Origin of the sequence: Phenylobacterium sp. (assembly GCF_031360265.1) — a bacterium.
Taxonomy (GTDB): Bacteria; Pseudomonadota; Alphaproteobacteria; order Caulobacterales; family Caulobacteraceae; genus Phenylobacterium.
In genome coordinates, this window is the sequence record NZ_JANMBF010000107.1 from 1 (window position 1) to 19,592 (window position 19,592).

A 19,592-nucleotide genomic window follows, 5' to 3' on the forward strand; every position below is an offset into this window, starting at 1 on the left:
GGGCCTTCGTCGCCGACGGCTGGAATTCGCTGTCCGCGGCGCCGGAACACGGCGGCCAGGGCCTGTCGAAGGCCATGGAACTGGCGGTGTTCGAGATGGTCCACGCGGCCAACATGGCCTTCGGCCTCTGCCCGATGCTCACCCAGGGCGCCGTCGAGGCCCTGGATCTGCACGGCACGGACCGCCAGAAGCGCCTGGTCCTGCCCAGGCTGGTGTCCGGCGAATGGCCCGGCGCCATGGTGCTGACCGAGTCGCAGGCGGGCTCTGACCTGGCCCAACTGACCACCCGCGCCGACCCCGACGGCGCCGGCGGCTACCGGCTCACCGGGCAGAAGATCTTCATCACCTGGGGCGACCACGACGCGGCCGACAACATCTGTCACCTGGTGCTGGCCCGCACGCCCGACGCGCCGCCGGGCGTCAAGGGCATCAGCCTGTTCCTGACCACCAAATACGCGGTGAACGACGACGGCTCGCTGGGCGCGCGCAACGACTTCCGCGCCGGGTCCATCGAGCACAAGCTGGGCATCCACGGCTCACCGACCTGCGTCATGCTCTACGAGGGCGCCCAGGCCGAACTGGTCGGAAACCTCGGCCAGGGCCTGCCGCACATGTTCGTCATGATGAACGCCGCGCGGCTGCAGGTCGGCGTCCAGGGCGTGGCCATCGCCGAGCGGGCCTTCCAGCAGGCGCTGGCCTTCAGCCAGGAGCGCCGCCAGGGCCGCACCGCCTGGGAGGCCGGCGGCGCGATCTACGGCCACCCGGACGTGCGCCGCACCCTGATGCTGATGAAGGCCAGGATCGAGGCCGCCCGCGCCATCTGCCTGACCACCGGGGTGCTGGCCGACCTGGCTCGCCTGGCCGACACAGAGGATGAGCGCGCCGCCGCCCGGGCCCGCCAGGAGCTCTTGACCCCCATCGCCAAGGCCTGGTCCACCGACATGGGCGTCGAGGTCGCCTCGATGGGCGTGCAGGTCCATGGCGGCATGGGCTTCATCGAGGAGACCGGCGCCGCCCAGCACTATCGCGACGCCCGCATCGCCCCGATCTACGAGGGAACCAACGGCATCCAGGCCATCGACCTGGTCGGCCGCAAGCTGCGCGCCGGCGACGGCGCGGCGATGCGCAGCCTCTGCGCCGAGCTGGCGCTGACCGCCGAACGCCTGGCGGACGTGCCCGACCTCGCCCCGGCCGGCCGCCGCCTGGCCGCCGGCGTCGCGGCCCTGGAGCGCGCCACGGACTGGCTGCTGGCCAACGGCGGCGCGGCCAGCCTGACCGCCGCCACTCCCTATCTGAAGCTGGCCGGCGACGTCATCGGCGGCGCCCTGCTGGGCCGCCAGGCGCTCGCCGCCACCGCCGACCCTGGATTTTCCGGCGATCCCTGGTTGAAGGGCAAGGCCGCGCTCGCCCGAGTCTATGCCAGCCAGGTGCTGGCCCAGGCGCCCGGCCTGGCCGAGGGGCTGATGGAAGGCCCGGAAGACTTCGAGGCGACCCCGGCGGCGGCGCTCGCGTCTTGAGCCCGATTCTCTGAAGTTTTACCTTTTGCGCGCAGTCTTGCGGACCTGATCGAGGGACGCATGGAACGGCCGGAGGAAAACCCAGTTCTGGCCGTCGCGATCGTCGGGAGCAGCATGAGCACCTACCAGCTCACGCTCTTGGGCCTGGTCAAGCCCTACGGCTTCAACGTCGCCTTCAACGCCCTGGCCGGCATCTGCCTGGTGCTGCTGGGGCATCCCATCATCGCGGGCCTGGCGTTCGTCGCCTATTGCGCGATCGATGCGGTGAACCTGGCCCTCGTCAGGCGTTGGATTGCGGCCGCGGCCGGGGTCGATCCCGACGCGGGATTCCGCAGGCTCGCCCCGCTCTGTACCGCCCGGATCGGCGTCTACGTGATCCCCAGCGTCATCGTGGCGATGGGCGGCCATCCGGCCGAACTGCTGTTCTTCGCCGTCCAGGTCTGGACGCTGGTGGCCGTGGCCACGTCAGCGGGCATGATGTCGCGCCGCATCTATTGGGGCTTTGTCAGTCCTCTGATTGCCGCCGCCGCCGTTCTGGCGGGAGCCCTCGTTACGCCCCTGGCGGCGTTGGCCCTGTTGCTCAGTCTTGTGACCCTGGCGCTGCTGCTGGGGCTGATGCTGGAAACCACGGTGCGCACCATCTCGGGCTTCCACGATGCCTACAACGCCAATCTGGCGATGATTCCCGAGCTGGAGGCGGCGCGCGACCGGGCCCTGGCCGAGCGCACTGCGGCCGACCAGGCCCGCGAGGAGGCCCGCCGGGCCAACCGCGCCAAGTCGAACTTCCTGGCCACCATGAGCCACGAAATCCGCACACCGTTGAACGGTGTTTTGGGCATGGCCCAGTTGCTCAGACGCGACGAAACCCAGCCGCATCAGCTGGCCCGCATCGACACCCTGATGGATAGCGGCGAGCACCTGCTATCGATCCTCAACGACATCCTCGACGTCTCCAAGATCGACGCCGGCACGCTGGAAATCCACACCGGGGTGGAGGACCTTCGCCTGTTCCTCGATCGGCTGGTGAGCTTCTGGAGTGCGCGGGCCGAGGACAAGGGGGTCTCCCTGATCCTCGACGCGGACGACGATCTGCCGCCGTTCGTTCGCATGGACGCGCTTCGCCTGCGCCAGGTGATGTTCAACCTGATCGGCAACGCGCTGAAATTCACCGAGACCGGCGCGGTCACTGTCGCCGCCGCAATCCAACGCAGGACCCGGCGGGCGGTATGGCTGCGGCTCTCGGTCCGCGACTCCGGCGTCGGCGTCGCCACCGAGCATCTGCCCCTGCTGTTCGAGCGGTTTTCCCAGGCCGACGAGTCCGACGTCCGCAAGTTCGGCGGGACCGGACTTGGCCTGTCCATAGCTCGACAGTTTACCGAACTGATGGACGGTCGCATCTGGGCCGAGAGCCGGCCGGGCGAGGGCTCGACCTTCCACATCGAACTGCCTCTACGACTGGCGACGCCGGGCACGCCGCGTGCAACAGCGCACCGCCCGGCGCCGACCCCGGAGCCGGCCGCTGACTTGCGGCCGTTGGCAGTCCTGGCGGTGGACGACAACGCGGTGAACCTGACGGTGCTCGACCAGCTCCTGTCCGCCCTCGGCCACGAGGTGACAAAGGCGGCGTCGGGCGCCGAGGCGTTGCAGATGCTGGCGCAGCGCCCGTTCGATCTGGTGTTGATGGATATCCAGATGCCCGGCATGACCGGCATCGAGGCGCTGAGTTTACTGCGCGAGACTCCCGGAGCGAACCGCGCCGTCCCGGTGATCGCGCTCACCGCCGACGTGACCTCGGGAGGCCGCGAACACTATCGGGCGCTGGGTTTCACCGAACACGGGGCCAAGCCCATCGAGGTGCGCGACCTTATGGAAGCCATGGCGCGCGCGCTCGAGCCCTCGACGGCGCCGATCCTTCGCAAGCGCGCACCCTACGCCACCTGAAGCTGCGGCAGGTCGTGCAGGGCGGGGTCCAGCCCTTGCCCCATCAGATCGATGAAGTTGTCGCGGAAGAAGCGGCGCTTGGTCGGCGCCGACAGCCCCTCCAGCCCATCGTTGAACCGCTTCAGCGGATTGCGGCCGCCTTCCACGTGCGGGAAGTCCGACGAGAACAGGCACATTTCCTCGCCGGAGTTCTCGATGATCCAGCGGGTGTTCTCGTGCGGATAGGGCGTGGCGCGGAATTGGCGGCGCAGGATCTCGCTGGGCTTGCCCGACAGCTTCTGCAGGCGTTCCTCCTTGCCGAAGGCCGCGACCCCGGAATCCAGGAACTGCATCAGGCTGGGCAGCCACGAGGCGCCGAGCTCGATCGCCCCCCACTTCAGGCTCGGGAAGCGGTCGAACACCCCGTCGATCACCAGGGCTGACAGGGTCTGCCAGATCGACAGCGGGATGGTCATGAAGCTCAGCGAGGTGAAGTTCTCGTCGCCGCCATGGAAGTCCTTCACGAAGGGCAGGCCGTTTTCCAGGTAGTCCGCGGCCATCTTCTCTTCGCCGCCCACGTGGAACAGGATCGGCAAGCCCGCCTCCTGGGCCAGGGCCCACAAGGGATCGAGCTCGCGGTGGCTGGGCGAGAACCCCGGCGGATGGCGGGATGCGATGACCAGCGCCTTGGCGCCCAGCGCGATGGCCTCGCGGGCGATGATCGGCGCCTGGGCGCGATCCACCAGCGGCACATAGGCCGTGGCCAGCAACCGGCGGTCCACCGAGCAGAACTCGGTCATCATGCGGTTGTGGGCGCGCGCGGTCTCCAGCGCGAGCTCGATCTCGCCCATCTGCTCCAGTCCGAAATTGGAGAGGCAGGCGGTGGTGAACACCAGCTGGCTGGCAAACCCGAAATGGTCCAGCGCCTTGGGCCGGTCCTGCGCCCGGAAGGCGCCCAGCGCCTGATAGTTCTTGCGCAGCAACAGGTTCGCCGCGTCGCCGGCGCGGAACTCGGCGTCGTCCTGCAGGGCCTGGATCTTCGCCGACCATTCCGGAAGGATCGCTTTCGGCCCGGCCAGCTCAACGAACCGGTCGCGGAATTTCGCATCGATGTAGGGATTGATCGTGCCGGGCAGCTCCATCACGTGGCTGTCGGCGTCGTGGATGGTTTGGCCCTCGACGTACGGCATGCGAAATCCTCTCCGGTATGGTTGCTCCCATTTCGCGCCGTCAGACGCTGCGCCGTCAAGTCGAGCTGTTCGCATCACCCGCGGAGGTGGCCGCCCGCGAGCTGATCGGCTGGACGCTGACCGTGGGCGGCGTCGGCGGCCGGATCGTCGAGACCGAGGCCTATCACCCTGCCGACCCCGCCTCGCACAGCTTCTCAGGCCCGACCGCGCGCAACGCGGTGATGTTCGGACCCCCCGGACGCGTCTACGTCTATCGCTCCTATGGCATCCACTGGTGTCTGAACCTGGTCTGCGGCGACAGCCCCGGCAGCGCCGTGCTGATCCGGGCGCTGGAACCGATGCAGGGTCTGGACCTGATGATCGCCCGGCGCGGCCGGGACGATCCGCGCCGGCTCTGCTCGGGGCCGGGCAAGCTCTGTCAGGCCCTGGCGGTGACGCAGGCGCACAACGGCCTGCGCACCGATGCGCCGCCGTTCGCGCTTGAGCCCGGCGTCGGCGTTGAGATTGTCGCGGGGCCGAGGATCGGCATCAGCAAGGCGGTGGAGACGCCGTGGCGCTTCGGCGAGGCGGGCTCGCGCTACCTGAGCCGGCCGTTCCCAAGCGGCTAACGCCAGCGCAACAGCCTTGACCCGCCCAGCGCGCCCAGCGCCGCCACCAGGGCCATCCCCGTCGTGTACCAGATCGCCAGGAACGGGGCCGAGGTCTCGTCGCAGGCGATGGCGTAGACCGCCGCGCCCAGCGCCCCGGCGCAGCCGCCGGCGACCAGGCCGGCCAGCGTCAGACGGGTCGGCGCCAGGCCCCGCACCGCCCAGACCGCGCCGATCAGGACCGGCAGGCTGATGAGCAGGATCCGCCACGGACAGATCATCGAACTGTGACCCATCAGCAGGCTCCGGTAGGCGTCGGGGGCCGCCTGCGCCAGGCGGACCGCCGCCATGATCGACACCAGCGCGAAGGGTGCGGCGGCGACAGCGACCAGCGCGCCGGCCCGGGCGGCCGGCCTCGCCAGGCGCGCCAGCACGAGCGCCAGGATCAGGCCGGTGGCGGCCGCATAGCCGAGCTTCATCCAGAACATCGGCGTCAGCATCGCTGCCGACAGGTCAGGGCGCGGACCCAGCCAGGCGAGCATGACGATCACCGAGCCCAGGCCGCCAAGTCCCAGCCCCAGCGCGATGCGCCGCGCCACGGCGCCCCGGGTCACCGGCGCTAGATCGAGGCTCAGGCTGTGGATCAGCGCGTCAGTCTTCGTCGACATTCGCGCCTCCATGCCGCGCGCCGAGCGCCTTCAGGCCCCGATGCACGGCAACCTTCACGGCCGACTCGGTCATCCCGTGCTTTTCGGCGGCCTCGCGGGTCGACAGGCCCGCGACCTTGACGTCGCGGATCAACACCTGGGTGCGCGCCGGCAGATCGGCCATAACCCGCTCCAGATCGCGACTGGCCATGGCGGCGTCGGCCCCCGGCGCGACGAACAGCGCCTCGGCCGCCTCGACCGGCGCCCGCAGATGCGCCCGGCCGCGACGCAGGGCGTCGATCAGCTTGTAGCGCGCGATCGCATAGGCCCAGGCGGTGAAGGGCTGGCCGGCGTCATAGGTGGCGCGGCGCGTATGCACGGCGATCAACGTCTCCTGCACCAGGTCCTCGGCGTCCACACCCGGCGGGCAGCGGCGGCCATAGTAGGCGCGCAACAGGCCACTGAGCTGATCCAGCAGGCGGCGATAGGGCTCGGCCTCTCCGGCAAGGCCGGCGAGCATCAAGCCTCGCAGTCTGGGTTCGATCTCGTCCAACGTCGCCTTTTGAGGACTTCGCAACATCTGGCGAAAGGTTACAGCCGAGACCCTGGTAACCGAACTCCGGCGTGCTGCGAACCTGTCTTCGAGATCGGTGGGAGACGACCATGACGATGATCAGACAGATTTTGCTGGGCGCCCTCGGCCTTTGCACGCTGGCGACGGGCGCCTTGGCGACGAGCGTTTCGGCGCAGGGCCCCGCGCCGATCCAGGTGGTCGAGCTCTTTACCAGCCAGGGATGCTCCTCGTGCCCGCCGGCCAACGCCGCGGTGGCGCAGCTGGCGGCCCGCCCGGAGATCCTGGCCCTGTCGTTTGGCGTCACCTACTGGGACCAGCTGGGCTGGAAGGACACCTTCGCCTCGAAGCAATACACCGACCGCCAGTGGGCCTACGCCAAGGGTCTGCATCACGCCAACGTCGCGACCCCCCAGGTGGTGGTCAACGGCCGGATCGATGTGGTCGGCCAGCGCGTCGCCGAGATTGAGAGTGCGCTGAAGACCGCCCGCCTCGCCGGCGACGGTCCGACTGTGGCCCTGCGGGTCGCCAGCGTCTCGATCTCCGGCGGAGCGCCCCAGCGCGCGGCCGACGTCTGGCTGGTCCGCTATGATCCGAACATCGTCCAGGTGCCGATCAAGCGCGGCGAGAACACCGGCAAGACCCTGCCGCACAAGAACGTGGTTCGCGAACTGACGCGTCTGGGCGCCTGGACCGGCGGCCAGCAAAGCTATGCGCTTCCCGTGGGACCCGCCGGCCTGAAGACCGCGATCCTGGTTCAGTCCGCGACCGGCGGCCCGATCCTGGCGGCCGCCAAGGGCTGATCCCTTTCAACGACCGACGACCCCAATCTTCCGCCATTCGGCGGAGGAGACCCTGCCGGCTTGCCCGGTTCAAACCTGAAGGAAGACTGACATGACCCTGAGCAACGCCCTGATTCCGCTCGCCACCCTGACCCTGCTGACCGCCCTGGCCGGCGGCGCTCTGGCTGAGGACAAGATGGCGACCGACAAGATGGCGACGGGGACGATGGCCACTGGGGCGATGGCCTCTTCCCCGATGAAGGCCGACCACATGAAAGGCGACGGCATGAAATCCGAAGCCATGGCCAAGCCAATGCACAAGAAGGCGATGAAGAAGAAGCCGATGGCCGCCCAGGGCGCGATGACCCATGGCGCCATGGCAAGCGACGCGATGGCGACCAAGAAGTAGCAGCGTCCCGACCCTGCTCGCCATGTCCGGTGAGTTCCCGAGCATGGCGAGCAGGCTTGGCGCTAAAGTTGCGCCAGCAGGTAGTCGGCCGCCGAGACGCGGAATTCGCCGCCCGCCTCGACGTTCAGTTCCTTCACCACGCCATCAGCGACGATCATCGAATAGCGCTGCGAACGCTTGCCCATGCCGAAGCGCGAGGCATCGAAGTCCAGGCCTAACGCATCGGTGAAGGCCGAGCCGCCGTCGGCCAGCATGGCGATATCCTCGCCCACCGCCTGATCCTCGGCCCAGGCGCGCATCACGAAGGCGTCGTTGACCGCCACGCAGGCGATCACGTCCACGCCCTTGCCCTTGATCGCGCCGGCCAGCTGCTTAAAGCCGGGCAGGTGCTTGGCCGAACAGGTGGGGGTGAAGGCGCCGGGCACGGCGAACAGCGCCACGGTCTTGCCGCCGAAGAATTCATCGGTGGTCACCGGCTTTGGACCTTCGGCGGTCGCCAGGGTCAGGGTTGCGCTGGGCAGCTTGTCGCCGACTTTGATGGTCATGGATCTGTTCCTTTGCGGTGCAGCCTTCGCACATAGCGACAAGTTCGCGCACCGCAAGCGCGGGTGTGCGAACACCCCTTGATAGCCCCGCCTCGCGGGCCGACTGTCGAGGCGATGGAAGGCGGATTCTTCTCCGGTCAGCTGTTGATCGCCATGCCCGGCATCGGCGACCCGCGCTTCGAGCGCGCCCTGATCCTGATCTGCGCCCACGACCAGGACCACGCCATGGGCGTGGCCCTGAACCGCCCGCTGGCTGACCTCACGGTCCCCGACCTCTTAAGCCGCCTTGGCATCCCCTCGAGCCTGGCGATCGCGCCCGACCTTGTCCTGATCGGTGGGCCGGTGGAGCGCGAACGCGGCTTCGTACTGCATACCGACGACTATCGCGGCGCCCACAGCCTTGCGGTCGGCTGTGGCGTGGCGCTCACCGCCACGCGCGAGGTGCTGGAGGCCATGGCCGCAGGGACCGGCCAGCCCAGCCGCGCGCGGCTGGCGCTGGGCTACGCCGGCTGGGGCGCGGGGCAGCTGGAAAACGAGATCAAGCAGAACGTCTGGCTGACCTGCGAGGCGGATCCTGAGCTGATTTTTGGCCACGACCATGGGCGGAAATGGCGCCGTGCGCTGGGCAAGCTGGGCGTCGACCCGGAGCGGCTGGGCCCGGTGGCGGGCCGCGCCTAACCGCGGCTGCCCCTGGCCTTCACGGGGGCCGCGCCGTCGACATAGCTTTCGTTGAGATAGACCTCGGCCTCGGAGGGCGAGAGCGCCGGCGCATAGCCGAAGCCCTGGCCATAGTCGCAACCCAGCGCCAGCAGCAGCCGGGCCATGCCGGCATTCTCGACGCCCTCCGCGACGATCGCCAGATTGAGGTCCTGTCCCAGTTTCACCACCGAGGAAACGATCTTCATCGACCCTTCGTTGGTGGCCATGGTGCGCACGAAGTAGCGGTCGATCTTCAGGGTGTCGAAGGGCAGGCGGGTCAGGTACGACAGCGATGAAAAGCCGGTGCCAAAGTCGTCCAGCGCCAGGCCCGCGCCGACCGCGCGCAGCTGCTCCAGGACCACCGCCGCGCCGTCCGGATTGCGCATGACGTCGCCTTCCGTGACCTCCAGCTTCAGCACGCCGGGCGGCAGGCCGGTCTCGTGCAGGATGGCCGCCACGTCCTCCACCAGGCCCGATCGATCGAGTTCCCCGGTCGAGAGGTTCACGGCGACGGTGAGGTCGCCCGCGGCGTTGTGCTTCCGGCGCCAGACGGCAAGCTGGCGGGCCGCATCGGCGATCATCATCGCCCCGAGTTCGCTCATCAGGCCCATCTCTTCGCAGAGCGGCAGGAAGACCTCAGGGCCGACAAGACCCCGACGGGGATGGCGCCAGCGGACCAGCGCCTCGAAGCCGGAGAGCCCCCCGGTCGAGAGCCGCACGATGGGCTGATAGAAGGGGGTCAGTTCGCCGCGGCTCAGCGCGCCCTTCAGGTCGCCCTCCAGCGCCAGGCGGGAGAGCCCGTCGCTTTCCAGGCCCCGTCCGTAGGCGGCCGCGCCGCCACGACCGCTGCGCTTAGCGGATTCCACGGCCAGTTCGGCGCGGCGCAATAGTTCGGCGGCCTCCGGCGCGTCCTCGCCCCCCTCCGCCTCCACCGCGCCGATGGACAGCGTCGGGTGGATGTCGAAACCGGCCACCCGCAGCGGTTGCTCCAGCGCCTGACGCAACCCTTCCGCGCCGGGCGAGACGCCCGCGGGTGTCAGGGCGGCGAATTCATCCTCGCCGATCCGCGCCAGGATCGCCTCGGACGGGAAGGCCGCGGCCAGCCGCGATCCCAGGGCGGCCAGCACCAGGTCGGCGCGCTCGTGACCCAGGGCCTCGTTCAGGCGGCGCAGGCGGTCAAGGTCGGCGACGATCAGCTCGTGCCGGCCGGGAGACTGCAACTGCTCGCGGGCGCGGGTAATGAAGCTGCGGCGATCGAGCAGGCCGGTGAGCAGGTCCTGGTCGGACGCCGCGAACCGGATCTCCGGTGCGACCACGCCGGCCGCGCGACAGCCTTCCTCGAGCCAGACGCCGCGCCAGATCGAGACCCCGGCACCGCGCATTCGCAGTCGCACCGCCACCTCGGCGCCCGGCTCCTGCACACGCAAGATATCGTCGGCGAAGGCGCGGTCCTGCGGCAGGGCCAGCGCCCGTAGCGCCGCCGACGAGCAGTCCGGCGCCAGCGGACCGAGCCCCAGGGCCCGCGTCGAGCCGGTCAGCCGCAGGCGGTCCCGCTCCGGCTCCCAGACCCACAGCGCGACGTCCGCCGCGCCCAGCGCTTCAAGCGTTGCGGTGGCGTCCCACATCCAGCGATCGTTCGGCATCACCAAGAGGAGTTCGTCCCGCCAACAGGGGCGCCCGGATCAGACCGAAACACCCTCGTCCGGTCCCTCGGGTCCCCGCAGTGGCGAGATCAGGCCGAACAGCACATGATCTCGCCAGACGCCGTTAATTTTCAGATAAGTCTTGGCATACCCCTCCTCGGTGAAGCCGGCCCGGGAGAGCAGCCGGCGCGAGGGGACATTGTCGGGAATGCAGGCCGCTTCCAGCCGGTGCAGACCCAGCGTGCGGAACGAGAAATCCGCCAGCGCCTTGACCGCCGCCAGCGTCAGTCCGCCCCTCGTGAAGGGCTTGCCGCACCAGTAGCCGATGGACCCCATCTGAGCGACGCCACGGCGTACGTTGGAGAGGGTTATCCCCCCGGTGATCGCTTCGTCATGGGCGCGCAGCACAAAGAACGGATAGGCCGCGCCGGCGTCCCGGTCGCGGGCATAGGCGGTGAGGCGGCGGCGATAGGCCGCACGTCCCAGATCGTCGGCGGGCCAGGTCGGCTCCCAGGGCTGCAGGAAGGCCCGGCTGGCGGCTCGCAGTTCGCGCCACTCGGCATAGTCCGACGCGCGCGGCGGCCGCAGGACGACCCCGGCGCCTTCGACGCGAAGTCCGCTCTCCGGCGCGATCCAGTCCAGCAGGGCCATGGGGCTTGAGCCTCGCGCAAAACGCGCGCCGGTCAAGCACCGTTCGGCATCGCGACGTCAGCGCTCGGCCGCTATCCGAACAGCGCGCGCTCGAACGCCGGGCCGGCGTTCAGCGAGGCCTTCGGCCCCAGCACCGCGATCGCCACGCGCCGGTGGCCAAGGATCTGTTCGGTCAGCGCGGTCAGATCGGCGGGGGTCACGGCGTCCACCTCGGCGGCCACCTCGGCGGGATCCAGCGTGCGGCCGAACAGCAGCACCTGCCCGGCGGCCTGTTCCGCGCGGGCCAGCGCGCTTTCACGCCCCATGAACATCGACCCCTTTAGCTGGGCCTTGGCGCGGGCCAGCTCTCCCTCGCTGACCGGGCTCAGCATGCCGGCGATCTCGCCGGCGGCCACCCGCGCCAGCTCGGCGGCGTCCTTGGCCGCGCAGCCGGCGAAGACCCCCAGCACCCCGGTGTCCGCATAGGTCTCGGAATAGGCGTCGATGGCATAGGCCAGGCCGCGCTTCTCGCGCGCCTCCTGGAACAGTCGCGAGGCCATGCCGCCACCCAGGATCTCGGCCAGCAGGCGCAGCGCGAAATAGCCCGGGTCGCCAACGCCGACCGCGGGCAGCAACATCACGATATTGGCCTGCTCCAGCGGCTTCGACGTCGGCCGCTGACCGCCGGTGAAGGCGGCCGAGGCGTTGGCTGCGATCGTCCCGCCGTCGGGCGCCTGGCCGTAGTCCCGCTCCGCCAGCCGCAGGAGGTCGTCCTCGTCGACCGCGCCCGCCGCGCTGATCACCAGGGATTTCGGCGCATAGAGGCTGGCCCGCCAGGCGCTGAGAGTCCGCGGATCGGCGACCCCGATCGACTGTGGCGTTCCCAGGATCGGCCGGCCCAGCGGCTGGCCCGCGAAGGCCGCGGTCTGGGCCAGTTCGAACACCAGGTCGTCAGGGGCGTCGGCCGCCTCGGCGATTTCCTGGCCGACAACCTGCTTTTCGCGGGTGAGATCTGCGGCGTCCATCGTCGGGCGCTGGACCAGGTCGGCCAGCACCGCCGAGCCCAGGTCGAGACCGCCCGCCAGGGCGCGGATCTGGAAGCTGGTCCGCTCATAGCCCGTGGCGGCGTTGATATTGCCGCCCTCGGCTTCGATGACCTCGACAATGTCGCGCGCCGAACGCCCGCCCGCGCCCTTGAAGACCATGTGTTCCAAGAGGTGCGACCAGCCGGAGCGACCTTCGTCCTCGGCGCGCGCCCCCTGCCCCGCCACCACCGACAGAGCCACGGTCTGCAGGCCTGGCATCGGGTCGCAGACGACGCGCACGCCGTTGGCCAATGTGTGAACCTTGGGGGCCATGGGCGTCGTCAGGCCCCCGCGAAGGCGCGGACATAGGCCTTGAGGGTCTCGGCCTCGGCGGGAAGCCGGTCGAACCGCTCTGGCCGCCCGGCCAGGTCGGCGACGCCACGCGGCATCTGTGGCGTGACCCCGCTGGCCTTGGCGACATCGCGCGGGAACTTCGCCGGGTGGGCCGTGGCCATCACCACCACCGGCCCATCGACGGCGCCGGCGCGGCTCAGGGCGGCGACCGCCACGGCGGTGTGCGGGTCGATCAGCTCGCCAGTCTGGTTCAGCGTCGCCACCATGGTCCGCCGCGTCTCGGCCTCGCTCACCGCCACCCCGCGATAGAGCTCGCGCATCGAGGCCAGCGCCTTGGGCGCCACGTCGATGACGCCGGCGTTGGCGAAGGCTGTGAACGCGCGGGCGGTTTCCACCGGCTCGCGCCCGGTGGTCTCGAAATAGAGCCGCTCGAAATTCGACGCCGACTGGATGTCCATGGCCGGCGAGATGGTCTGCTCGACCTTGCCGCGGGCATAGCGCCCGGTCTCGAAGGTTCGGGCCAGGATGTCGTTGGCGTTGGTGGCGACCACGATCGCCCCGATCGGCAGGCCCATCCGATGGGCGGCGTAGCCGGCGAAGGCGTCGCCGAAATTGCCCGAGGGCACGCAGAACGACACCTTACGACCGGGCGCGCCAAGCGCCGCGGCGGTGGTGAAATAGTAGACGGCCTGGGCTGCGATGCGGGCGAAGTTGATCGAGTTGACCCCCGACAGGTCGACCGCCTGCCGCAGGGCCTCATCCTGGAAGGCGTTCTTGACGATCGCCTGGCAGTCGTCGAACGAACCCTTCACCGCCACGCAGGCGATGTTAGCCTCGGTGGCGGTGGTCATGAACCGTCGCTGTACCTCGGAGATCCGGCCTTCGGGAAACAATGCCACAACGCGCACCGCCTTGCGTCCGCGGAACGCCTCGACCGCCGCACCGCCGGTATCGCCGGACGTGGCGCACAGGATCGTCTGGGTTCGGCCCTGGCCGCTGAGAATGTGGTCGTAAAGCCGGGCCAGGATCTGCATGGCCACGTCCTTGAACGCCAGGCTCGGGCCATGAAACAGCTCCGCCAGAAACACGCCTGGCCCCAGTTGCGTGAGCGGCACGACGGCGGTGTGGGTGAAGGTCGAATAGGCCTCCCGGCACATGTCCAGCAGGTCGGTCGAATCAATCTCGTCGCCGGCAAAGGCGCCGATCACCCGGGCGGCGACCTCGGGATAGGACTTGTCGGCAAACCCGGCGATCTCGGCCGGCGAAATCCGCGGCCAGGTCTGCGGCACATAGAGGCCGCCATCGGGCGCCAGCCCGCGCAGCACAGCCTCCACAAAGCCCACCGCGGGCGACGCGCTCCGCGTGGAGACGTAGCGCATCAACGCCTGATCCTTTTCAAGAGCCCGATTCTCTTGGAAAGAACGGCGGCATAGACGCCCACCAGACCGCCCGCAAGCCCGAACCAGGTCAGCGCATATTCGAAGTGGTGGTTGAGGATCTCCACCGGCAGGGGCGCCGGGACCAGGGCCTTGAACGCCGGATTGCTGCTGGTCTCGGCGAACAGGATGATCGGCGCCGGCGCCGGCGCCTTGAGCACAGCGGCCATGGCCCGCACGTCGCGGAGATACCAGCGCTTCGCGGTGTTCTTCGGCGTCGCAAAATTGCCGCGCTCGGGCGGACGCAGCACGCCCACAATTCGCAAAGGGTCGGTGGCCGCGGGATCGACCGGCGGCCGCGCGGTGACGGTGTCGGCCACATAGCCGCGATCGACCAAGACCGAGCGGTAGCGCGCACTCTGCACGGCGCAGGCGGAAACCAGGCGTTCGCCGACCTGGCCGTTGCGCAGGTCGTAGACCTCCAGGAAGGGCGCGGTCGCCAGCCCGGGACAGGTGACGCTGACCCGGGTGAACGAGACCTCGCGTCCCTGGCTCAGGCTATCGAGCACCGGTTCGAGCGCCCGCGCCGGCGCGGCCTCCAGGGCCGCGAGATGGGCCAGCAGGTCTTCCTTCCACTTGAGCCGCTGCATCTGCCAGGCGCCCAGACCGATGAGCAGGCAAAAGGCGATGGCGGTGGCGACCGTCAGACCCACCGGGAACCCCGTGGCCTCCGGCCTGGCGGGCCGCGGCGCGAGTTTCGGCTCCCATGCGTCAGTCATTTGGTCCGTCGGTCATTTGGGCGGTGAGTCATTGCGCGCCTGGCCGGCCTTGTTCATGAACTGCGCCGCCAGCATCAGCCCCTTCATGGGCCGCAGCAGCACCAGGCAGATCACCAGGGTGGCGGGCAGCCAGATCAGGAGTGTCAGCCAGACCGGGGCGTGGAACGCAACCATGGTGAACAGCGCCCCGAAGGCGACGATGAAGCCGGCGATCAGGATCACAAACACCGCCGGACCATCGCCGCTGTCGGCCGCCGCCAGGTCAAAGCCGCAGGCCTCGCATTGCCGCGTCACGGTCAGGAAGCCGTCGAACAGCCAGCCCTCTCCACAGTTGGGGCAGCGCCCGAGCGCCCCCGACACCAGGGGATGAGGCTTGGCCATCCAGCCCTGCCTCAAGCCCCGCCGTGGGCTCCGAAGATCACGTAGACGAAGGCGAACAGGAACAGCCAAACCACGTCAACGAAATGCCAGTACCAGGCGGCCGCCTCGAACCCGAAGTGCTTCTGCGGGGTGAAGCCGCCGTTCAGCAGGCGGATCAGGCAGATGGTCAGGAAGATGGTGCCGATCAGCACGTGGAAACCGTGGAAGCCGGTGGCCATGAAGAACGACGACCCATAGAGCCCGGCGCTGGCCGCCTCCTCCGAGAAGAAATATTTGTGCTGGATGATGTGGTTGTATTCATAGGCCTGGATCGAGGTGAACAGCACGCCCAGGATGATCGTCAGGAAGAGACCGATCTTGGCGCCCCGGCGGTCGCCGGTCTGCAGGGCGTGGTGCGCCCAGGTCACCGTGGTGCCCGACAGCAGAAGGGTCAGCGTGTTGACCAGCGGCAGTTGGAACGCGGGTACGGTCTCGACGCCATGCGGCGGCCAGGTCGCCCACGCCTGCCGCACGTCCTCGATGGCTTCGCCGGCGCCGGCGCGGTGGCCGTGGAACAGGGCCATCTCGAAGAAGATCCAGAACCAGGCGACGAAGAACATCACTTCGGAGGCGATGAACAGCACCATGCCGTAGCGCAGGCCGATGGAGACCACCGGGGTATGGTCGCCCTGGTTGGCTTCCAGGGTGACGTCGCGCCACCAGGCCAGCATGGTGAAGAGCACGCCTGCCAGGCCCGCGTAGAACAGCCAGGCGGTGTGCGCCGGCAGGCCGAACAGGCCCTTCATCCAGGTCACGCCGCCCAGCGCCATCACCGTGGCCGCCACCGCGCCGACCAGCGGCCAGGGCGACGGATTGACCAGGTGGTAGTCGTGTTTCACGCCTTCGGCCATCTTGGTCTCAGTCCCTCTCGATGTGCGCGCGGCGCGCGCGGGACTCACCCCGCCGACACAGCCGGTTCGCGTGACGCTATAGCCCCGCCGCGCCGGGTCCGCCAAGGGGAAAGGGGCCGACGTCCTCGCCCCGCGAAGCTTGGAACCAGGAGGCGCTCGGCCCGGCGCCGGCCGACCTCAAGCGGGGCAGCCGGGATTGAGCGGGGGCGTCGCGATATCTGGAGCCCGTCGCGCTCATCAGCCCTTGACCGGCTTGATGTCCGGGGCCGGCTTGACGTCCTGGGCCGGGAAAAATGTGTAGGACAGGGTGATTGTCTTGCCACCCTTGGTTTCGAAGTCCTGGGTGTACTGCGGATCGACGAAATAGAGCACCGGCATCTCCACCGTCTGGCCGGCGGCCACGGTCTGGTCGGAGAAGCAGAAGCAGGAGAGCTTGCGGAAGTAGACTGCGGCCTGTTCCGGCACGACATTGAAGACGGCGCGAGCGGTCACCGGCTTGTTGGAGCGATTGGTCACCTTGAAGATCGCGACCTTGGTCTCTCCAATCTTCACCGTCTGGTCGATCTGCTCGGCCGTGAAATCCCACGGCACGCCGCGGACATTGGTGTCGAAGCGGACCAGCAAGGTCTCGCCCAGCACCTTGCTCGGCGCCGCCTCGGCCTTGCGCACCGTGCCGCCATAGCCGGTGGCCTGGCAGAAGGCTCGGTAGAGGGGCACCGCAGCGTAGGCCGCGCCGACCATTCCGGCGAACACCGCACCGCAGATGAGAGCTACGCCGCTGTTGCGGCCGAGCCTGCGGCGATCAGAAGGGTTGTTTTGTGACATTGGCGCCCAGGCGAACCATGGTGACCACGAAGATGAGGATCACGAACAAGACCAGGCCAAGCGCGAGCGCGATGTTGCGGCCGCGGCGGGCACGGGCTTCGACCTCTGTTTCGCGTGCGGGATCGCTCATCTGAGAAGCTCCAGTGGTTTGATGTCCATCAGGTGCTCGACCAGCAGGGTGGCGAATAGCAGGGTCAGGTAGAGGATCGAGAAGGCGAACAGGTTACGCGCGTCCTTGGCGCCGGCGCGGACATCGTAGAGCCCCCCGGGCGATGCTTCTTCATTGCGCTGGCCGCGGGCCTCGCCGGCGTGGCTGCGCGCCAGCCGCACCGCCAGCAGCAGGAACACCAGGCCACCCAGCGCCGCTACCGCCAGATAGAACGGTCCGCCCAGGCCGGTGCCGGCCGGGACCAGGCACAGCGGGGTGAACAGCAGGCTGTAGATCAGGATCTGGCGCCGTGTGGAGGCGGCGCCGGCCACCACCGGCATCATCGGCACCCCGGCCTTCTTTTATTCCTCGGAGGTGTAGAGGCTGAGCGCCCAGAAGTGCGGCGGGGTCCACAGGAAGATGATCGCACAAAGCAGCCAGGCATTGAACGGGGTCGATCCGGCGGCCGCCGCCCAGCCGATCACCGGCGGCAGGGCGCCGGCCAGGCCGCCGATGACGATGTTCTGCGCCGTCGAGCGCTTCAGCCACATCGTATAGACAACCGCATAGAAAAAGATGGTGAAGGCCAGAAGGCCGGCTGCGAGCCAGTTCAGCGCCATGCCCATCAGCATCACCGAGAACATCGACAGCACCACGCCGAGCGTCAGGGCATCGGCCCCCTGCACCCGCCCGGCGGGGACCGGTCGACCGCGTGTACGGCGCATCTTGGCGTCGATGTCCGCGTCGTACCACATGTTGAGCGAGGCCGAGGCCCCGGCGCCGACGGCGATGCAGAGGATGGCCACCCCGGCCAGGATCGGGTTCACCCAGCGGCCCGCGCAGACCAGACCCACGAGACCGGTGAACACCACCAGTGACATGACGCGCGGCTTCAGCAGCTGCACGAAATCCTGCCAGCGGGCAGGCGCCTTGGCCGTGGCGGGCTGGGCGGTGATCGAGGCGGCCTCTGTCATGGCCATGGACATTACTCTCAATCTACCTCCCCCGCGAAGCGGGGGGAGGGGGACCGCTCGCCGAAGAGCGAGCGGTGGTGGGGGCGAACGTCAAGTTCAGTAGGTGGACCTGCCCGATCTTCGCGCGGCGGCTGGGGCTTGCCCCCTCCACCATCCGTTCTTCGGCGGACGGTCCCCCTCCCGCCATTGCTGCCGCGATGGGGGAGTAGGTCTTAGTGGCCGTCGGCCCTCACCACCGGCAGCTCATTGAACTGGTGGAACGGCGGCGGCGAGGGCAGCGTCCATTCCAGCGTCGTGGCGCCTTCGCCCCAGGGATTGGCCTCGGCCTTGCGGCGGAACACCATGGCGTCGATCAGCACGACCAGGAACACGCCGACGCCGACCAGCGTGATAACATAGCCGATCGAGGACACCTTGTTCCAGAACGCGAAGCCTTCCGGATAGTCGACATAGCGGCGCGGCATCCCTTGCAGGCCCAGGAAGTGCTGCGGGAAGAAGATCACGTTGACGCCGATGAAGGTGATCCAGAAGTGCAGCGCGCCCAGCCACTCGCGATATTTCACGCCCCACATCTTCTCGAACCAATAGTAGAAACCAGCGAAGATCGCGAACACCGCGCCAAGGCTCAGGACATAGTGGAAGTGGGCCACCACATAGTAGGTGTCCTGGAATTGGTAATCGACGCCGGCGTTGGCCAGCACCACGCCCGTGACGCCGCCCAGAGTGAACAGGAAGATGAAGCCCATGGCCCAGAGCATGGGCGTCTTGAAGTCGATCGACCCGCCCCACATCGTCGCGATCCAGCTGAACACCTTGATGCCTGTGGGCACCGCGATGACCATCGTGGCGGCCACGAAATAGGCCGTCAGGTTCACGTTCATGCCCGTGGTGAACATGTGGTGCGCCCACACCAGGAAGCCGATGAACCCGATGGCCACCATGGCGTAGGCCATGGCCAGGTAGCCGAACACCGGCTTTCGCGAGAAGGTCGACACGATGTGGCTGATCATGCCGAAGCCGGGCAGGATCAGGATGTAGACCTCAGGGTGTCCGAAGAACCAGAACAGGTGCTGATACATCACCGGGTCGCCGCCGCCCGCCGCGTCGAAGAAGTGGGTGTGGAAGTTGCGGTCGGTGAGCAGCATGGTGATCGCGCCCGCCAGCACCGGCAACGACAGCAGCAGCAGGAACACGGTCACCAGGATCGACCAGACGAACAGCGGCATCCGGTGCAGCGTCATGCCCGGCGCGCGCATGTTGAAGATGGTGGTGATGAAATTGATAGCGCCGAGGATCGAGCTCGCGCCGGCCAGGTGGATCGCCAGGATCGCGCAATCCATCGCCGGCCCGGTATGACCCGACGTCGATAGCGGCGCGTACATTGTCCATCCGCCGCCGAAACCTCGCCCCGGTCCGCCGTCGACGAACATCGAGGTGCACAACATGATCCACGAGGCCACGAGCAGCCAGAACGAGATGTTGTTCATCCGCGGGAAGGCCATGTCCGGCGCGCCGATCATAATCGGCACGAACCAGTTGCCGAACCCGCCGATCATCGCCGGCATGACCATGAAGAAGATCATGATCAGGGCGTGGGCGGTGACCACGACGTTGTAACCGTGCTTCGAGCCCTCGATCAGCCCGAGCTGGGCGATCAGCGAATTCGGCTGGAAAATCTGAATTCCCGGCTCGTAGAGTTC

The 19,592-nt window shown here is 68.5% G+C and carries 20 protein-coding genes and 1 pseudogene; 6 read left to right on the plus strand and 15 right to left on the minus strand.

The features are described from left to right. The coding region (locus RMN86_RS10020; protein ID WP_309605701.1) for an acyl-CoA dehydrogenase at nt 1-1,517 on the plus strand (1,517 nt) is incomplete at its 5' end. A 114-nt stretch (nt 1,518-1,631) separates the two neighbouring features. Continuing rightward, nucleotides 1,632-3,458: an ATP-binding protein gene (locus RMN86_RS10025; protein ID WP_309605702.1), complete on the plus strand. Its 1,827-nt coding sequence runs from the start codon at nt 1,632-1,634 to the stop codon at nt 3,456-3,458. Here the strand turns inward: RMN86_RS10025 and RMN86_RS10030 are convergent. Then, the gene (locus tag RMN86_RS10030; protein WP_309605703.1) at nt 3,446-4,627 is read right to left on the minus strand and encodes an amidohydrolase family protein; all 1,182 of its coding nucleotides are present in this window, start codon (nt 4,625-4,627) and stop codon (nt 3,446-3,448) included. The two genes, RMN86_RS10025 and RMN86_RS10030, sit on opposite strands and share 13 nt — an antisense overlap. 17 nt (nt 4,628-4,644) lie before the next feature. On the opposite strand from RMN86_RS10030, the gene RMN86_RS10035 reads away from it, so the two are divergent. Further along, the gene (locus RMN86_RS10035) at nt 4,645-5,235 is read left to right on the plus strand and encodes a DNA-3-methyladenine glycosylase (protein ID WP_309605704.1); all 591 of its coding nucleotides are present in this window, start codon (nt 4,645-4,647) and stop codon (nt 5,233-5,235) included. Here RMN86_RS10035 and RMN86_RS10040 read toward each other — a convergent pair. Together RMN86_RS10040 and RMN86_RS10045 are read right to left on the minus strand one after the other, a co-directional pair. Continuing rightward, nucleotides 5,232-5,882 carry a DUF1109 domain-containing protein gene (locus RMN86_RS10040; protein WP_309605705.1) on the minus strand — a complete coding sequence of 217 codons (651 nt, stop codon included), beginning with the start codon at nt 5,880-5,882 and terminating at the stop codon, nt 5,232-5,234. The two genes, RMN86_RS10035 and RMN86_RS10040, sit on opposite strands and share 4 nt — an antisense overlap. Further along, entirely contained in the window at nt 5,866-6,414 is a 549-nt protein-coding gene (locus tag RMN86_RS10045) for a sigma-70 family RNA polymerase sigma factor (protein ID WP_309605706.1), read from the minus strand. Before RMN86_RS10045 ends, RMN86_RS10040 begins: the two co-directional genes overlap by 17 nt. Nucleotides 6,415-6,524: 110 nt before the next feature. Here RMN86_RS10045 and RMN86_RS10050 point away from each other — a divergent pair, with 110 nt between their 5' ends. Beyond that, entirely contained in the window at nt 6,525-7,235 is a 711-nt protein-coding gene (locus RMN86_RS10050; RefSeq protein ID WP_309605707.1) for a DUF1223 domain-containing protein, read from the plus strand. 91 nt (nt 7,236-7,326) lie between these two features. Then, a complete protein-coding gene (locus RMN86_RS10055) occupies nt 7,327-7,623 on the plus strand; it encodes a pentapeptide MXKDX repeat protein (RefSeq protein WP_309605708.1) in 297 nt (98 codons plus the stop codon). A 62-nt stretch (nt 7,624-7,685) separates the two neighbouring features. On the opposite strand, the gene RMN86_RS10060 is transcribed toward RMN86_RS10055, so the two are convergent. Then, on the minus strand, nt 7,686-8,168 hold the full coding sequence (locus RMN86_RS10060; protein WP_309605709.1) for a peroxiredoxin: 483 nt from the start codon (nt 8,166-8,168) through the stop codon (nt 7,686-7,688). A 114-nt stretch (nt 8,169-8,282) separates the two neighbouring features. Here RMN86_RS10060 and RMN86_RS10065 point away from each other — a divergent pair, with 114 nt between their 5' ends. Further along, a complete protein-coding gene (locus RMN86_RS10065) occupies nt 8,283-8,846 on the plus strand; it encodes a YqgE/AlgH family protein (protein ID WP_309605710.1) in 564 nt (187 codons plus the stop codon). Here RMN86_RS10065 and RMN86_RS10070 read toward each other — a convergent pair. The 11 genes and pseudogenes from RMN86_RS10070 to RMN86_RS10120 all read right to left on the minus strand — a co-directional run. After that, nucleotides 8,843-10,510 (minus strand): bifunctional diguanylate cyclase/phosphodiesterase, encoded by a 1,668-nt coding sequence (locus RMN86_RS10070; protein WP_309605711.1) that lies wholly within the window; start codon nt 10,508-10,510, stop codon nt 8,843-8,845. The genes RMN86_RS10065 and RMN86_RS10070 overlap by 4 nt on opposite strands. Before the next feature lie 39 nt (nt 10,511-10,549). Then, nucleotides 10,550-11,161: a GNAT family protein gene (locus tag RMN86_RS10075; RefSeq protein WP_309605712.1), complete on the minus strand. Its 612-nt coding sequence runs from the start codon at nt 11,159-11,161 to the stop codon at nt 10,550-10,552. Between the two features lie 71 nt (nt 11,162-11,232). Further along, a complete protein-coding gene (locus RMN86_RS10080; protein ID WP_309605713.1) occupies nt 11,233-12,498 on the minus strand; it encodes a pitrilysin family protein in 1,266 nt (421 codons plus the stop codon). A gap of 8 nt (nt 12,499-12,506) precedes the next feature. Further along, nucleotides 12,507-13,898, minus strand: coding sequence for a threonine synthase (gene thrC, locus RMN86_RS10085; protein ID WP_309605714.1), 1,392 nt, complete (start codon nt 13,896-13,898; stop codon nt 12,507-12,509). Beyond that, entirely contained in the window at nt 13,898-14,674 is a 777-nt protein-coding gene (locus tag RMN86_RS10090) for an SURF1 family cytochrome oxidase biogenesis protein (protein ID WP_309605715.1), read from the minus strand. The genes thrC and RMN86_RS10090 overlap by 1 nt, the downstream gene beginning before the upstream one ends. Nucleotides 14,675-14,686: 12 nt before the next feature. Next, nucleotides 14,687-15,055: a DUF983 domain-containing protein gene (locus RMN86_RS10095; protein WP_309605716.1), complete on the minus strand. Its 369-nt coding sequence runs from the start codon at nt 15,053-15,055 to the stop codon at nt 14,687-14,689. Nucleotides 15,056-15,066: 11 nt separating this feature from the next. Further along, on the minus strand, nt 15,067-15,945 hold the full coding sequence (locus RMN86_RS10100) for a cytochrome c oxidase subunit 3 (RefSeq protein ID WP_309605717.1): 879 nt from the start codon (nt 15,943-15,945) through the stop codon (nt 15,067-15,069). A gap of 237 nt (nt 15,946-16,182) precedes the next feature. Next, the gene (locus RMN86_RS10105; RefSeq protein ID WP_309605718.1) at nt 16,183-16,770 is read right to left on the minus strand and encodes a cytochrome c oxidase assembly protein; all 588 of its coding nucleotides are present in this window, start codon (nt 16,768-16,770) and stop codon (nt 16,183-16,185) included. Beyond that, nucleotides 16,748-16,900, minus strand: a complete 153-nt coding sequence (locus tag RMN86_RS10110; RefSeq protein WP_309605719.1) for a hypothetical protein — start codon at nt 16,898-16,900, stop codon at nt 16,748-16,750. Before RMN86_RS10110 ends, RMN86_RS10105 begins: the two co-directional genes overlap by 23 nt. Then, nucleotides 16,897-17,898 (minus strand): annotated as a pseudogene (cyoE, locus tag RMN86_RS10115) (heme o synthase). The gene RMN86_RS10110 and the pseudogene cyoE overlap by 4 nt, the downstream one beginning before the upstream one ends. Nucleotides 17,899-18,104: 206 nt before the next feature. After that, nucleotides 18,105-19,592: cytochrome c oxidase subunit 1 (locus RMN86_RS10120; protein WP_309605720.1), on the minus strand; the 1,488-nt coding region annotated here is incomplete at its 5' end.

Bases quoted from the DNA above. Each gene is read 5' to 3' on its own strand.
- RMN86_RS10090 (WP_309605715.1), bottom strand. From the start codon at position 14,674: ATGACTGACGCATGGGAGCCGAAACTCGCGCCGCGGCCCGCCAGGCCG.
- RMN86_RS10075 (WP_309605712.1), bottom strand. From the start codon at position 11,161: ATGGCCCTGCTGGACTGGATCGCGCCGGAGAGCGGACTTCGCGTCGAA.
- thrC (WP_309605714.1), bottom strand. From the start codon at position 13,898: ATGCGCTACGTCTCCACGCGGAGCGCGTCGCCCGCGGTGGGCTTTGTG.
- RMN86_RS10065 (WP_309605710.1), top strand. From the start codon at position 8,283: ATGGAAGGCGGATTCTTCTCCGGTCAGCTGTTGATCGCCATGCCCGGC.
- RMN86_RS10095 (WP_309605716.1), bottom strand. From the start codon at position 15,055: ATGGCCAAGCCTCATCCCCTGGTGTCGGGGGCGCTCGGGCGCTGCCCC.
- RMN86_RS10100 (WP_309605717.1), bottom strand. From the start codon at position 15,945: ATGGCCGAAGGCGTGAAACACGACTACCACCTGGTCAATCCGTCGCCC.
- RMN86_RS10040 (WP_309605705.1), bottom strand. From the start codon at position 5,882: ATGTCGACGAAGACTGACGCGCTGATCCACAGCCTGAGCCTCGATCTA.
- RMN86_RS10055 (WP_309605708.1), top strand. From the start codon at position 7,327: ATGACCCTGAGCAACGCCCTGATTCCGCTCGCCACCCTGACCCTGCTG.
- RMN86_RS10025 (WP_309605702.1), top strand. From the start codon at position 1,632: ATGAGCACCTACCAGCTCACGCTCTTGGGCCTGGTCAAGCCCTACGGC.
- RMN86_RS10035 (WP_309605704.1), top strand. From the start codon at position 4,645: ATGGTTGCTCCCATTTCGCGCCGTCAGACGCTGCGCCGTCAAGTCGAG.
- RMN86_RS10080 (WP_309605713.1), bottom strand. From the start codon at position 12,498: ATGGCCCCCAAGGTTCACACATTGGCCAACGGCGTGCGCGTCGTCTGC.
- RMN86_RS10030 (WP_309605703.1), bottom strand. From the start codon at position 4,627: ATGCCGTACGTCGAGGGCCAAACCATCCACGACGCCGACAGCCACGTG.
- RMN86_RS10110 (WP_309605719.1), bottom strand. From the start codon at position 16,900: ATGAGCGATCCCGCACGCGAAACAGAGGTCGAAGCCCGTGCCCGCCGC.
- RMN86_RS10050 (WP_309605707.1), top strand. From the start codon at position 6,525: ATGACGATGATCAGACAGATTTTGCTGGGCGCCCTCGGCCTTTGCACG.
- RMN86_RS10070 (WP_309605711.1), bottom strand. From the start codon at position 10,510: ATGCCGAACGATCGCTGGATGTGGGACGCCACCGCAACGCTTGAAGCG.
- RMN86_RS10105 (WP_309605718.1), bottom strand. From the start codon at position 16,770: ATGTCACAAAACAACCCTTCTGATCGCCGCAGGCTCGGCCGCAACAGC.
- RMN86_RS10060 (WP_309605709.1), bottom strand. From the start codon at position 8,168: ATGACCATCAAAGTCGGCGACAAGCTGCCCAGCGCAACCCTGACCCTG.